This window comes from Paenibacillus macerans (genome assembly GCF_900454495.1).
Taxonomy (GTDB): Bacteria; Bacillota; Bacilli; order Paenibacillales; family Paenibacillaceae; genus Fontibacillus; species Fontibacillus macerans.
In genome coordinates, this window is record NZ_UGSI01000002.1 from 1059787 (window position 1) to 1073101 (window position 13315).

The window sequence follows — 13315 nt, forward strand, 5'->3', positions numbered from 1 at the left end:
TATATTTTATATCTCGCCAGTCCATTTTTTAATGATAAAGAGATCGCAGTTCTAGAACAGGTAGAGAAGATTTTAGCCGACAAAGGCATGAACATTTTCTCACCATTTCGAAAAAATAATGAAAATGCTGAGTTCGGTTCACGGCTGTGGTCGATTGAAACCTTTATGACCGATATCAAATATATTAAATGGGCTGAAATTGTGGAAGGCATTTATCATGGTAACTATTCGGACACGGGAACAGCCTGGGAATTTGGCTACGCTTATGCGACGGATAAACCCGTAATTCTAATTCATGTTGGCGAGAACAGCAACCTGATGGTTCATGAAGGAGCCCATGCCAATATCACATTGGGAGAGCTTGTAGATTATGACTTTGATAAGCTGCCCAGTTCTTTCTACTCAGGCGAGATGCTGTAGTAATAAGCTTTAAATCATGACTAGGGAGTGTCAGCGAATGACACTCTCTAAAAATTTGCCCTATAGTTCAATTCCCCATATTAGCACACCGTTATAATACAGCGAGATATGATTATGCTCTGTATACGAGACTGCTGAGTAGAGGACGATATAATATACAAAAATCGACAGCGAGGTTACTATGTTTATTCTAGTCACTTTTGCAGTCGGTTTTTTGTTTTCTTCATATAAGGAAACAATTGTAGCTCACACACCCAACTATTTCAGAGATTTATCCACCTATTTAAATTCTGCGATCATAAACTTTGTAAAAGTATTTTTACTAATTTAGCTCTAGTTCGACTTAAAGGAAACACAACTCCATTAGACATAAATACTTTATTTGTACTGAATTTCTCAATATAATCCATATTCACAAGAATAGAACGATGGATTAACAGAAATTGATTAGCTAGTTTATTAGTATATTCTGAAAGAGTTCCATTGATTAAGTACTCTTTATGAATTGTTCTAATTTTTATAAGACTTCTTGTTTCAAAGCATTTAGACATTTCAAATGAAATAATATCAGATACCACTAGAATGATTTCATCTTGAGCTATTTTAATAGTTAGATAGGATTTTTCCCTTGAACAAAAATGCTTGCAAAGACTAATAATTCTTTTTTCGAAGCAGGTGTAAGATACAGGTTTAATCAAATAATGGTAAGCTTGTACATCAAAAATATTCATAATATATTTTGGGTTATTGCTCATAAATACTATTTGTATATCGTGACCTATAAACATACGAATTTTTTTTGCTAGTTCGATTCCATCTATATCTCTCAACTCAATTTCTAAAATGAGTATGTGAAACGGGTTCAACTCTTTTTTATTAATTCGGTTAAAAAGTAAATCTCCAGATGAAAAATATTCTGTACAAAAGGTATAGTTGGTAATCATTGAAATTTTTAAAAGGTATTTGTCAATCTTGAGCATGTCTTCGTTTTGACTACAACAGATAGCAACATTAAACATATTATACCTCCTATAATTTGATAAAATTCACAAAAACAATATTTAGCTCTATATATTTACAATGATAAGCTTATATAAATTCTATTACAAACAAAAACCTCACATAAAATTACCACTCAAGCATAAATTTCTACCTTTTAGGTTTTTTTTATATATATTTGTTTTATTGTGATATTATTTGAAATGTACAGATTGGAAAATACATACAAATATTTGTGACTTTTTTAACACTCTATGTGATTACAATTATGTGGAGAAATATTCTATGAACTAATAGGAGGGTTTCTGTGAATAGTTATTATCTTACAGAGTTGGAGTCTCAATTGTTGAATAATTTATTTGACAAAAAGGAACATGGGGATATATACAGATTGGGGAAATTATTCAGTACTGAGTCATCTAATTATTTTTATGATACTGGAACTGGGAAGGTACTTTTATTGGATGATGAGATATATAAAATCATGGACTGTCTATTTGATCGGAATAACAGCGAAACTTATGAGTCATTTATAAATCAATCTGTATCAATTTCCTCAAAGTCTATTCAGGAATTTATACAAGTAGTTATGGAAGAAAATTTGTTACAAGCACCTAAACTAAATAAGTTATACACCTATAATCATTATGAAAATTTAGAAAATATGGTTGATAATAATTTATCACAACTAATATTGGAGCTTACTGGTAAATGTAATTTGAGATGTGGCTATTGTATATATAATGATGATTATATATATAATCGAAGTTTTAATAATGAGGATATGAGCCAAACTGTGGCTAAGAAAGCGATCGATTATGCAAATGAACATTCTGAAAAAGAGGTTGCTATAACTTTTTATGGTGGAGAGCCTCTTATGAATTTTGGACTACTAAAGTGGTGTATCGATTATTCAAGGAAAACAATAATAGGCAAGGAATTAACCTTTTCTCTTACCACTAATTTAACTTTAATTACAGAGAGAATTGCAAAGTATTTTGCAGAAGTTCCTGGTTTAAGAATTGTTTGTAGTTTAGATGGTCCGGAGGAAGTTCAGAACTCATATAGAAAATATGTAAATGGCAAAGGAACTTTTTCAGAAGCTATACGAGGTTTAAAACATTTAGTTGATGCATTTTCAGGCACCGAGAATAGTATATCGATAAATTCAGTATTAGCCCCACCTTATAATTATACTAAAATCGAAAGTATCAATAACTTTTTTGAAAATCTTTCTTGGTTGCCTAAAGATACAAATATAAGTATTGGATATGCTGCAGAAGACAGCGTGCCTAATAAAGAACAACATATTCAGGAACTCAGTAACGATTCCAAATATAAGACAAAACAGGGTTCAATAAATCCTTTATGGATATGGCAGAAGGGTCAGACTGAGATAAATGAAAAGATAAGGAATGGAAGTAATTCTATCTATGCATCTGCAGCCGAGGAATCCCTCTTAAAAATCCATAAACGTTTTATTTTTGATAAGCCTAAGGATTTTTATCCGTTTAATGGATGTTGCATACCAGGTTCGAGGCGCTTATATGTAGATACCAAGGGAGATTTCTATGTTTGTGAAAGAGTTGGTCTATCACCCTCTATTGGAAATGTATATGACGGTATTAATTTGAAGGAACTACGAAAACATTATATAGAGGACTTTTCTAACTTATCTTCAGAGAAATGCTCTGATTGTTGGGCTATTCGCTTGTGCAGCCAATGTTATGTGAACTGTTATACAAAGGATGGTTTTGATAAAAATGCAAAGGATCAGAAATGTCGTGTGCAAAGACATGCTGCAGAACGAGAACTCTCATTCTATCATTCAGTTTATGAGAAAACACCTTATAAATTGGAATACTTAAATGATATAGAAGTTTATTGATGAGATATGTTATTTTCTCGCCTGAAACTATAAATTTGTGTAGCAGGTGGGTCAATATAATCATTATAAGAAAGGAGGTGCGTAAGTATGATGAAGGTAATTAATCCTTTAAACAGACAGCAAGATAATACAGATTCTGTAGCATATTGGTTTGAATGTAGTTGTACTTGCAATGTAGCTTCGGGCAATCATAACGGAGCAGAAAATACAGCATTTTGGATTCCTTGGCAAGATTGTAGTTGCTCATGCAGCAGTAGTAATACTAATAAAGAATATAACAGAGCAGATGCAAGTGGAAATTAATAGGATTACAGGGGGTGGCATGTTAGTATCTAGCCATTCCCTGTTATTCTCTTTTTCATATGAGGAGATAATTTATGAAAAACTTTATAAGTAAACTTAATAATAAAATGAACCTTTACATTAGTTTAGGAAATTATGAATTAGCTTATATCTGCTTAATCATAAAAGCTGGCTCAAATGATGATAATGTTGATCAGCAAGGAATTGCTCACATAGTTGAGCATATGTGTTTGTCCTACCCTGAGTATAAAGAACACGATATGTTTTTTAATAATGAAAATCCTGAAATAAATCCTAATCACTTTCATTACAGCGGGTACACAGACTTTAGTAATACTGTATTGGTTTTGAGAACTGAAAATGAATATATAAGAGTAATAGATGCAATTACTCTATTAAAGAAAATGATTACTGGAGATATGGTTAAAGATTATTTGATTTCAAAAATTAGAAAAGATATTAAGGAAGAATACCGAGAACATTGTGCAAGATGGGATCAGCAAAGGGAAATAACATCGTTCATTACAAATGGATTTGTAAACAATCTTCCAATCGGAAATTTAAAATATATTGACGAATTTAAAGAGCAAGATCTAACGTCTTTTATCGAACTTAATTACACAACAAATAATCTAGCTGTAATTATTGCGGTAGACTCAAAATTTCATACCAATATACAAGATTTTATAAATGAATTTGTTGATATCGAAAAATCTGATAATGCTTTAAACAATGAATATAAAAAGAAAGAACCAGCTTCTGTGATAAATCAAAATAATAAAATAATAGAACTTTATGATCGTGAAAAATTTGGCACACAATTTTTAATTTATTTTCCCATCATCTACCGGAGCATGGATTCGAAGGAGCAGTTTGTTAGAGCTTTGTTTGAAAACCTATTAAAAAAATGATTAATTCAATTTGTAATATAAAGTTAGAATCTATAGAAGTAACTGATAAATTTATCTCACCCAAATTTTATTTCTTATCTATAAAATTAAATACAGATATGGTAATGTTTTCTAGAAGATCGATAGATTTTGTAACATCTTTGATTAATCAAATCAAGTTTCTAAACTTTACAGATCAAGAACTTCAGGGGCATATTACGGATATTGATTTAACAATGCAATATATTACTAAAGAAAAAAAGGATAATATTCATGATGTGGTTAATTCATTTATAAACAACTTTTTACATGGTCATGAGGTGATTGGGTTTTCTGATTCTTGCAAGTCTATAGGAACACTTCTAAGAAATATTACGTTAATAGATATAAACGAATATATAAGGAATACGTTTAATCAAGATTATAAAGCGGTGATTATACATGGTACAAATCAGATATGAAAGAAAAGGGGCCTAACTATGGATATAAAATTATCAGGTATTGATAAATGTTTTGGAAAGGTACAGATTTTGTATAACATATCACTTGAATTGACACCAGGAATTTATGGGTTTCTTGGTCCAAACGGTGCTGGTAAATCAACACTTATGAATATTATAGCTAATATTTCTGTGCCAACTAGAGGACAGATTCTGTGGAACCACAAGGATATCAAAGAATCCAGCTATCAGTACAGATCACAGCTTGGGTATTTGCCACAAGATGTTGGCTTGTATGCCCATTTTACAGCTCGAGAGTTTTTGCGATATATAGCTGCGTTGAAAAATCTAAATAAAAATATAGTAGAACACAGAATAGATGAATTGGCTGAGGTGGTGAATATCTCCAATGTACTTTCTAAAAAATGCGGTAAACTGTCTGGGGGAATGAAGCGAAGACTTGGGCTAGCAGGGGCTCTTCTAAACGATCCTAAGCTGCTCATCTTGGATGAGCCTACAGCAGGATTAGACCCGATGGAGCGTATACGGTTTAGAAATATGATTTCTGAACTTTCAGTGGATAAGATCGTAATTTTATCTACGCATATTGTGTCAGATATAGACCGAATTGCGAATCAAGTGATGATGATTGAAGAAGGGAAAATTATAAATAGTGCAAGTGTAGAATCCATTATAGATAGCATGAGAGGGAGGGTATGGGAGTTAGAGGTTCTAGAAAATGAGTTTTCACAGCTAGAAAAGAAATTAAAAGTCTCTGGAGTAAAGCATCAGGATAATAAAATTTTAATGCGTGTTATTAGTGATATATCTCCTACTGACAATTCTGTATCTGTCATCCCAACATTGGAAGATGTTTATATGGTATTTTTTAAAGAAGCTTCCAAGGAAGGATTGGAATTATGAACTTGGTGAAGATGGAATTTAAAAAAATAATGAAAAATAAACCGGCAGTTTTGTTTGCACTGATTACATTTATTTTTTTAGCTGGGTTTGGGATTCAAAGCACTTTGGATCGACGTGAAACTATAGGTAACCTTGACGCATATTACAAATTGTTTGAGCCCTATAAGGGAGAAATTAATGAAGCATTAGCAGTAAAGATAACGCAAGAAATTGATTCTATACTTAATGATAATCATTATATTATGAATAATAAAATTTCAAAAGACCTTACACCTGAAATACGCAGAGAATTATATTTCAAATTTAGTTATAGTAATGCTTACAGAACTCATAAGTGGTGGTTAGATAACGATGAAGGAACATCTTTCAATATTTTGAAAAAAGAATACCAGGACATAGTTGCAAATAGCCAGCAAAATAGTTTTACAGGAAAGGATACATATAAAAAACTTATGTCATATGAAAATGTAGGCGCTCCGGGATTTTATAAAACAGATGACTGGGAAGATTTGTTTTTTTATTTATTATCTCCTTTCATGGCTATATTTATCAGTGTTACAACAATATTAGCAATAGGACCTGTATTTTCAAATGAGATAGTAACCGGCGTAAAACGCGTTATTTTGTCTACAGAATCAGGCTATAAGAAAGTTACAAGAAGTAAAGTGCTGGCTTCGTTAGGCTTTACTTATTTATATATAACGCTAATTTATAGCATTTCGATATTAGCCTTTTTAATTATAAATAAAGGTTATAGAATGTGGAACATGCCCCTAAACTCAATCTCGCAATTTTTATTTACTCCCTATCATTTATCGGCCTTAGAAATGTTGTTGGCAGCGTATTTAGTAACTATTTTGGCTAGCAGTTTGCTTGTTGTATGTATTTTATTTATTTCCTCAGTTTGTAAATCAAATGTTACAAGTATCATTATAGCTGGTGTATTTACATGTATTCCTCTGTTTCTCCCGAGCATAGATGGAGGGATTGGGCTGATCAAAGAAGCCTTCCCCTTTAAACAACTAATGATAAGCCATCTGTTCTCTACTTATGAAAGCTATAATATTGCAGGGCAACCAACATTGAAGCTACCAATCATGGTAGTGTTAGATGTGCTGCTTATTTGCTTATTTTATATATTTATTAGACTTTTCAATAGAAGAAAGGATTTTTAGTAATGCGTCTATACTGGTTTGAATTAAAAAAACTGTGTCTAAGCAATAAAGTCCTTGCTATTACAGCTAGTTTTATAGTCATTACCTGTTTATTTGCCTTGGCAGAAGCTTATCAGTATAACAAAAAGGTTGATGGTTTAGATTCATTTCTTGATTATACCAGAAAATATGAAGGGGAAATTAGCAAAGATACTGTTCTTGCGTACAAAGGTTTACAAGAAACATTTATGCAGGCACAAAATGAAAGTGATCATCGAAAAAAGGAGTTCTTACTTAATTATTCATTAGCGACTTATTATGCTGCAAAATGGAATGGGTTAGAGCCTAACTTTTCAGAATCTCCAAATAGTGTGAATTATCTTACACGATTAATTACAAAGTTAGAGAAGGAGAATAACACAGATAGTTATTTATATAGAGATACTTCCCAAAATTTAAGGTTGCTTTTACATGCAGAGCAACCTAAATATTATGAAAAACAAGGCTGGTACTCAGCGATTCGTTTTTGTACATCAACGGGCTTGATATTACTGGAGTTCATTCTTTTAGCGGTGGCGTCAACTATCTTTTCTAATGAATATACGAATAATACCCATAAAATCATTTTATCTACGGTCAACGGACATCGAAAGATAGCATATGCGAAGCTTTATGCAGTGATTACTTATGCCATTATAACTGCAAGTTTATTTTATATATTAAATGCTGGAATTAGGCTATTGTTCTATGGAAGTTTTAAAAACATGATTGTTCCATTAAATAGTGTAGATAGCAAGTTCGTATTTACCCCTTTTAATTTAACCGCGTTTCAATATTTATTTATTTCTTATTTTGCGACAATTTTAGGGACTATTTCCTTGGTAATTATGTTATCTCTTTTATCGGCTGCTATTAAGAATAGTGTTGCAAGCTTAACAGCTGGATTTATGTTTGTTATGATCCCACAGTTTACGATGAGTAATATTGAATGGCTCAACAAATTGTTTCTGTTATTTCCTAGTCAGTTCATAAGTGGGGCAAGTCTTTTTTCAAAATATATTTCTTATAATTTATTTGGTCAGCCTATTTTATATCCATTTTTAGCTTTAAGTGCTTGTCTCGTTCTGATTATCGGAGGTAGCTGGGTACTTGGAAAAGTTTATGTAAGAGTATATAAAGTTTAAAGGGGAGGGGGCATTTTTGAAAATAGCAATCGGCAAAATTAAGCAATTTAATCAAGTCTTTATTAAAACAATAAGCTTACTATGGCAAACTTCTAACTTAATGTTTCTTGTGATTGTAGGATTAAATCTGAGTGCAGGTATAATTCTTCCAGTAACTTTAATCATATGGAAAAAATTTATTGATGAAGTGGCTTATGTATTGGGGAATTTAAACACTACTTCAATAAAATTCGCTTTATTATGGTTATTATTACATTTTACAGTAAAAATAATAAGTTCTTTACTAGCTAATGTCTCTTCATACGTAGAGTCGATCTATGCTAGTTATTTAAATAGAAGTATTTTTGAAATAATTATGGATAAAATTAACACATTAGATTTAGTTGATTTTGATAATTCAGAAATGTATAACAAAATTCTAAAAGCAAATGATCAATCTGTCAGCCGTTCTATGAGTATTCTTCGAACACTAATGGAAATTATTAAAAATTCAACAAGTGTTATAGGAATAATTAGTATATTAGTGATTTTTGATGTTCCCACTTTAGTATTATGTCTTTTATCAACTATTCCGGTATTTTTCATTAGTTTTAAGATACTTTCAAAATGGTTTAAGGTGTTTAACACCCGTTATGAAAAATTAAGATTGGTAAATTATTTAAAGACTATATGTATAAAAAATGAAAACATTAAAGAAATTAAGTTATTTCATGTCGGGGAATATCTGAAAAATATGATTTTAGATGTTTACAGTGAAAATATCAATGAGGATAAAAAAATCAGAAGAAAATTCAGCATTCAAAGAATGGGGGTGGATACGTTTGAAAACGTCATTACCTATGTGACTATGATTTATGTTGTTATAATAGCAATTAAACAAAAATTATCAATTGGCTCTTTAACAATGTATATATCAGCTATAGAAAACCTGAAATATACTCTAACAAGTACTTTGAATATGATATCTTCAGCGTATGAAGATAGTCTTTATATGGAAAGTATTTTTTCGTTATTAGAAATCAACAAAGACGAGAATGAAGAAGGGAAAGTTTTTAATGGTAACTTTGAAAAAATAGAATTTAAAAATGTTTATTTTAAATATAACAATACAGATACTTATGTTATTGAAGATTTAAATCTTACAATAGAGGCTAATAAGTCATATTCAATAGTGGGGTTAAATGGAGCAGGTAAAACAACATTGATGAAGCTCTTAACTAATTTATATGAGCCTACATCTGGTGAAATATTAATAGATGGTGTTAACATGAAATGTTATAAAAAAAGCTCCATTTATCAGCAAATAAGTGCCGTATTTCAAGACTTTATAAAGTATCCTCTTAGTGTTGAAAAAAATATTGGATTAGGGGATATAGGTAATATTGAGAATTTTAGAATGATTGAGAATTCAGCAAAACAGATAGAGGCGGATAAATTTATAAATAAATTACCTCAAAAATATAAAACCAACTTGCAAAGAGAATGGTCAGACGGTGTGGACTTATCCATAGGACAATGGCAAAAATTAGCTATATCCAGAGCGTTGATGAAAAAAGCTCCTATACTAGTACTAGATGAACCTACTGCTTCACTTGATGCGGTAGCAGAACAGGATTTGTTCAAAAATTTCAAATTTATAGTAGAAAATCGGACTTGTTTTTTAATTGCACATAGGTTTTCAACTATAAAATTGGCAGATAAAATATTCGTTTTAAAAGATAAAAGAATTATTGAAGAAGGAAGTCATGATCAACTAATTTATGAAGATGGTGAATATGCTAGATTGTATAAAATACAGAGCGAGATGATTTCAACGCCTGTATTAGTATAATAGGTTTCTAGCTGTGTAAATGAAATACGGAGTTTATTCTTTCGGCGCTCATCCTTGATCTGTCCTCGATGAAAGAATTTCTTATCAAAATCGGACTTTTTGAACTACCTCTAAAAGGATATTAAATGGTCAACAAAAGCACTGATGATCGAACTCTCCAAAGAATCCTTGAGATAGACAAGATACCTTTTTTGCGGGGCAGGGTCGGCAAGGGGAATAATGGCTACCTTGTCGCTAACATCGGTCTTGCCATAGGATTTGGGCAGAATCGTACCGCCTACATTTTTAGCTATTTCCGTAATTGTCGTTGCATTAGTGCTCACACCTATACCGGGAGATGAGTATGTTGCTTGGGCCTATTTTCTAAGGGCTATAGCTTAAAAGAAAGAAAACACTTCCTTTCTAGAAGTTTCCTCGCCAGTTGTAGGCAAATACGTGCCTATAAACGAAGTAGAGGATGAAGCGTTTTCCAGCAAAGCAATGGGAGAAGGGTTGCAATTCTACAAAAAAGGGGGCTGCCTCATAAGCCATGAAATGGCCGATTGAGGGTTGGAACAAGGGATAATCCCTGCTCCAACCCTTTTTTACCTCCTTACGGCTCAATTCCCCATACCAGCTGATCGTTCATATACCCGGTAACCTGTTCATTGCTTACGAACTGATTGCTGGATGCCTTAAACGAGTAATCGTCAGCCTGGTTGTAATTGGACCAGTCGGTTTTGGAGAAGCGTGCTTGAATTTCTGCGCTCTGGCCGGGGTTAAGCGTTCCAGCCGAACTTGTAAAGCCGATTTCCAGAGCATAATCGGCTCCGGCAACCGGAGTCGCCAGTTTAATGAATTTGCCGGTTACATTGGCACTTCCGATACTGGACCAGTCACACCAGAAATTTTGTGCTTTTTCCCCGTCAATCGTATAGTAATACCGGAGTGTTACCTCGCTTAACTGAATCGCCGAATCCCCGTTGTTGACTAATTTGAATTTTGGTGAAATTCCGTTGGTGGAGGCACTCGTGTTGCCGTTAAAAGCTTGGATCGTCAAGTCTCCCGCGGGTACAGGAGCACTGCTGTCCACTACATTTACCGTAAGAACCGCGTCATTTCCTCCGCTGAAATGAAAGGTTATCGCATGCTGACCCAGCGGCAGCGTGGAAAGATAGGATTGGTTCAGAACGACGGCAGCGCTTGATTCCGTATAATCCTGGCCCGATGTAAGAGCATAATTTCCATTCGTTATGTTAGTAAGCTGGTGTCCATTTAAAGTGAGGGATACGGAAATATCCTGCCCCAGATTCTCCGCTTTATCATATGTCGCATTCACGGGCGTAATCGCAGCGCTTGGTGTTGAATCGACAATTTTGACTTTTAATACGGGATCTTTTCCTTGATTAAAATCAAAGACGATCGAATGCTCGCCAACCGGCAGCCCAGCCAGGAATTCTTTTTTCAGCAGCAGCGTATTTCCGCTCAAGGTATAGTCCTGATTCTCGGTCAATGCATTGGTGCCTGCCCGAAGGGCGGTTAACGTATTGCCGTTAAAATTCACGGTGATGGCTATGTCGCTTCGACTCGGCGCGTATTTGTCGAATTCAACCTTTGCAGGTGTGATGGATGCGCTGGGGGCTCCATTGCCGGCCTTTAAATCGGGCAGTTCATCCAAGGTAATTACATAATCACTTTGATAAAGTGTTTTCAGGGTTTCCGGATAATTAAAGGCGGTACTCATGAGATGCTCGCCATACCAGGGGCAGAAGTAGAGCCAACCCGCTTTTTCCTCCGTCAGATTCTGTACGCTTGGAACGGTGTCGTTCTCCGTCATGGCCACCATTTTCGTGCCGCCGGTTAAGTCAACAAGCTGATAGAAAATCGAAGTAATGGCATCTTCATTGAGGACGCCGGACAAACCGTCATGGCGGTTGTAGATCGTATTGTATTTATCGTAGCCGACAATATCCACCTTGTCGTCGCCGGGATACCATACGGGAGAAGTGTTATACACGTAGCTGTTGTAGGTCCAGATCAAATTGTGCAGGCCGTACGTCTCCGTAAGTTCGGTATAGAGCTGATCCCAGAGCTGCTTGTACACCTCCGCGCCTGCCGAAGCCCACCAGAACCACGCGCCTTCCCCATTCAATCCGCCGTTGCCTTCCGCCTCATGATAAGGACGGAAAATAACCGGCACATTGTTTTCTTGCAGAATCAGCAGCTGTTCGGCTAAATCCTCAATCGTCATCATCACGTATTGATATTCTTTCGTACCGGGAACCACCGCATTGGCTGTATTAAAATTGGTTTCCGTCGGCTTGTAGGTGGCGTTCTTCCAATCCACAAACTCTCCGAGCTGATAAGCGTTGAAATCTCGGGGCACATTGATATGCCAGCTAGCTGTGGCGATCCCGCCCCGGTTATTCACCCAATCGATCATCCGCTCGGTTGTGCCGTCTTCCCAACCGTAGAGCGGATTATAGTTCATAAGATCGAAGCCGCGGATGGCCGGATACTTTCCGGTTAAATTGTAGATCCATTCAAACTCCAGCTCAGAATTGCCGTTATTCCCGCCTCCGTAGATCTCCTGCTGGCCGGAGATAATATGGTTGCCGTAAACCTCCGTTAAATAATTCATCAAAGTCTGCGTTTCCGGCGTGGCTAGAGGATCGGTAAGAACGGGCTGCACATCCAAGGGATCAAGATCGGCGTAATCCACGGTGAAGGTGTCAAAATAAGCGAACCCCCAACCGGCCTTCAGTTGAATGGTGTTGCTTCCTTGCTTCAGCTTATGAAAGCCAAAATCAAAATTCGACCACTCGGTTGTGTAGGGCAGCATATATGAGCCTTTGGTAACGCCGTTAACCGTTAAGTATTGAAGCCGGCCATCTGGACTGAGCTCCTGCATATACCGGGTGGAGATTGCATACATGCCGGTTTCCGGGACGGTCACTGTGAAGGTGATTGTACCGGAATTCTGCATCCAGACAAACCCGCTCCCCGAGAATCCGGGCTTAGGTTGTCCGTAAATTTCAGTCGCCACTTGAAGATCGGAGGTAAGCTGAGCATCTTCGCCTTCAATGGTGAAAAGCGGACTCGGACTGTCTGCATGAACGGGCGCTGTCATCAATCCAGGCAGCAGAGTAAATACCAGAGTAAATGCCAGCATGATTGCGCTTACTTTTTTCAGCAAATTTTTCATTATCATCATTCCTTTCCATGTAAAATATGAAAAATAATCGCGAAATCTATCAACTCATGGCGGCGATTTACAGTAAATATAGCACATGTACCAAATTA

The 13315-nt window shown here is 35.1% G+C and carries 11 protein-coding genes and 1 pseudogene; 10 read left to right on the plus strand and 2 right to left on the minus strand.

Going from position 1 to position 13315, the window contains the following annotated elements; genetic code table 11:
• The first annotated feature begins 3 nt into the window (after positions 1-3).
• Entirely contained in the window at positions 4-420 is a 417-nt protein-coding gene (locus DYE26_RS27850; protein WP_036619587.1) for a nucleoside 2-deoxyribosyltransferase, read from the plus strand.
• Positions 421-716: 296 nt separating this feature from the next.
• On the opposite strand, the gene DYE26_RS27855 is transcribed toward DYE26_RS27850, so the two are convergent.
• Positions 717-1439 (minus strand): LytR/AlgR family response regulator transcription factor, encoded by a 723-nt coding sequence (locus DYE26_RS27855; protein ID WP_036619589.1) that lies wholly within the window; start codon positions 1437-1439, stop codon positions 717-719.
• A 287-nt stretch (positions 1440-1726) separates the two neighbouring features.
• On the opposite strand from DYE26_RS27855, the gene DYE26_RS27860 reads away from it, so the two are divergent.
• From DYE26_RS27860 to DYE26_RS34990, 9 genes and pseudogenes are all read left to right on the plus strand, one after another.
• Positions 1727-3307, plus strand: coding sequence for a radical SAM/SPASM domain-containing protein (locus tag DYE26_RS27860; protein WP_036619591.1), 1581 nt, complete (start codon positions 1727-1729; stop codon positions 3305-3307).
• Positions 3308-3394: 87 nt separating this feature from the next.
• Positions 3395-3610 carry a hypothetical protein gene (locus DYE26_RS33205; RefSeq protein ID WP_127463451.1) on the plus strand — a complete coding sequence of 72 codons (216 nt, stop codon included), beginning with the start codon at positions 3395-3397 and terminating at the stop codon, positions 3608-3610.
• A 74-nt stretch (positions 3611-3684) separates the two neighbouring features.
• Entirely contained in the window at positions 3685-4521 is an 837-nt protein-coding gene (locus tag DYE26_RS27865) for an insulinase family protein (protein ID WP_036619592.1), read from the plus strand.
• Complete coding sequence (locus tag DYE26_RS27870; protein ID WP_036619593.1) at positions 4518-4961, plus strand: hypothetical protein; 444 nt, start codon at positions 4518-4520, stop codon at positions 4959-4961. The genes DYE26_RS27865 and DYE26_RS27870 overlap by 4 nt, the downstream gene beginning before the upstream one ends.
• Positions 4962-4979: 18 nt before the next feature.
• Positions 4980-5864, plus strand: a complete 885-nt coding sequence (locus DYE26_RS27875; protein ID WP_036619595.1) for an ABC transporter ATP-binding protein — start codon at positions 4980-4982, stop codon at positions 5862-5864.
• On the plus strand, positions 5861-7039 hold the full coding sequence (locus DYE26_RS27880; RefSeq protein ID WP_036619597.1) for an ABC transporter permease subunit: 1179 nt from the start codon (positions 5861-5863) through the stop codon (positions 7037-7039). Before DYE26_RS27875 ends, DYE26_RS27880 begins: the two co-directional genes overlap by 4 nt.
• Before the next feature lie 2 nt (positions 7040-7041).
• The gene (locus DYE26_RS27885) at positions 7042-8202 is read left to right on the plus strand and encodes an ABC transporter permease subunit (protein WP_036619599.1); all 1161 of its coding nucleotides are present in this window, start codon (positions 7042-7044) and stop codon (positions 8200-8202) included.
• Between the two features lie 16 nt (positions 8203-8218).
• Positions 8219-10033 carry an ABC transporter ATP-binding protein gene (locus tag DYE26_RS27890; protein WP_115311338.1) on the plus strand — a complete coding sequence of 605 codons (1815 nt, stop codon included), beginning with the start codon at positions 8219-8221 and terminating at the stop codon, positions 10031-10033.
• Positions 10034-10450: 417 nt separating this feature from the next.
• Positions 10451-10579, plus strand: a pseudogene (locus tag DYE26_RS34990) (PTS glucose transporter subunit IIA); the annotation flags it as partial.
• A gap of 46 nt (positions 10580-10625) precedes the next feature.
• On the opposite strand, the gene DYE26_RS27905 reads toward DYE26_RS34990, so the two are convergent.
• Complete coding sequence (locus tag DYE26_RS27905) at positions 10626-13217, minus strand: glycosyl hydrolase (RefSeq protein ID WP_036619602.1); 2592 nt, start codon at positions 13215-13217, stop codon at positions 10626-10628.
• Positions 13218-13315 lie beyond the last annotated feature (98 nt).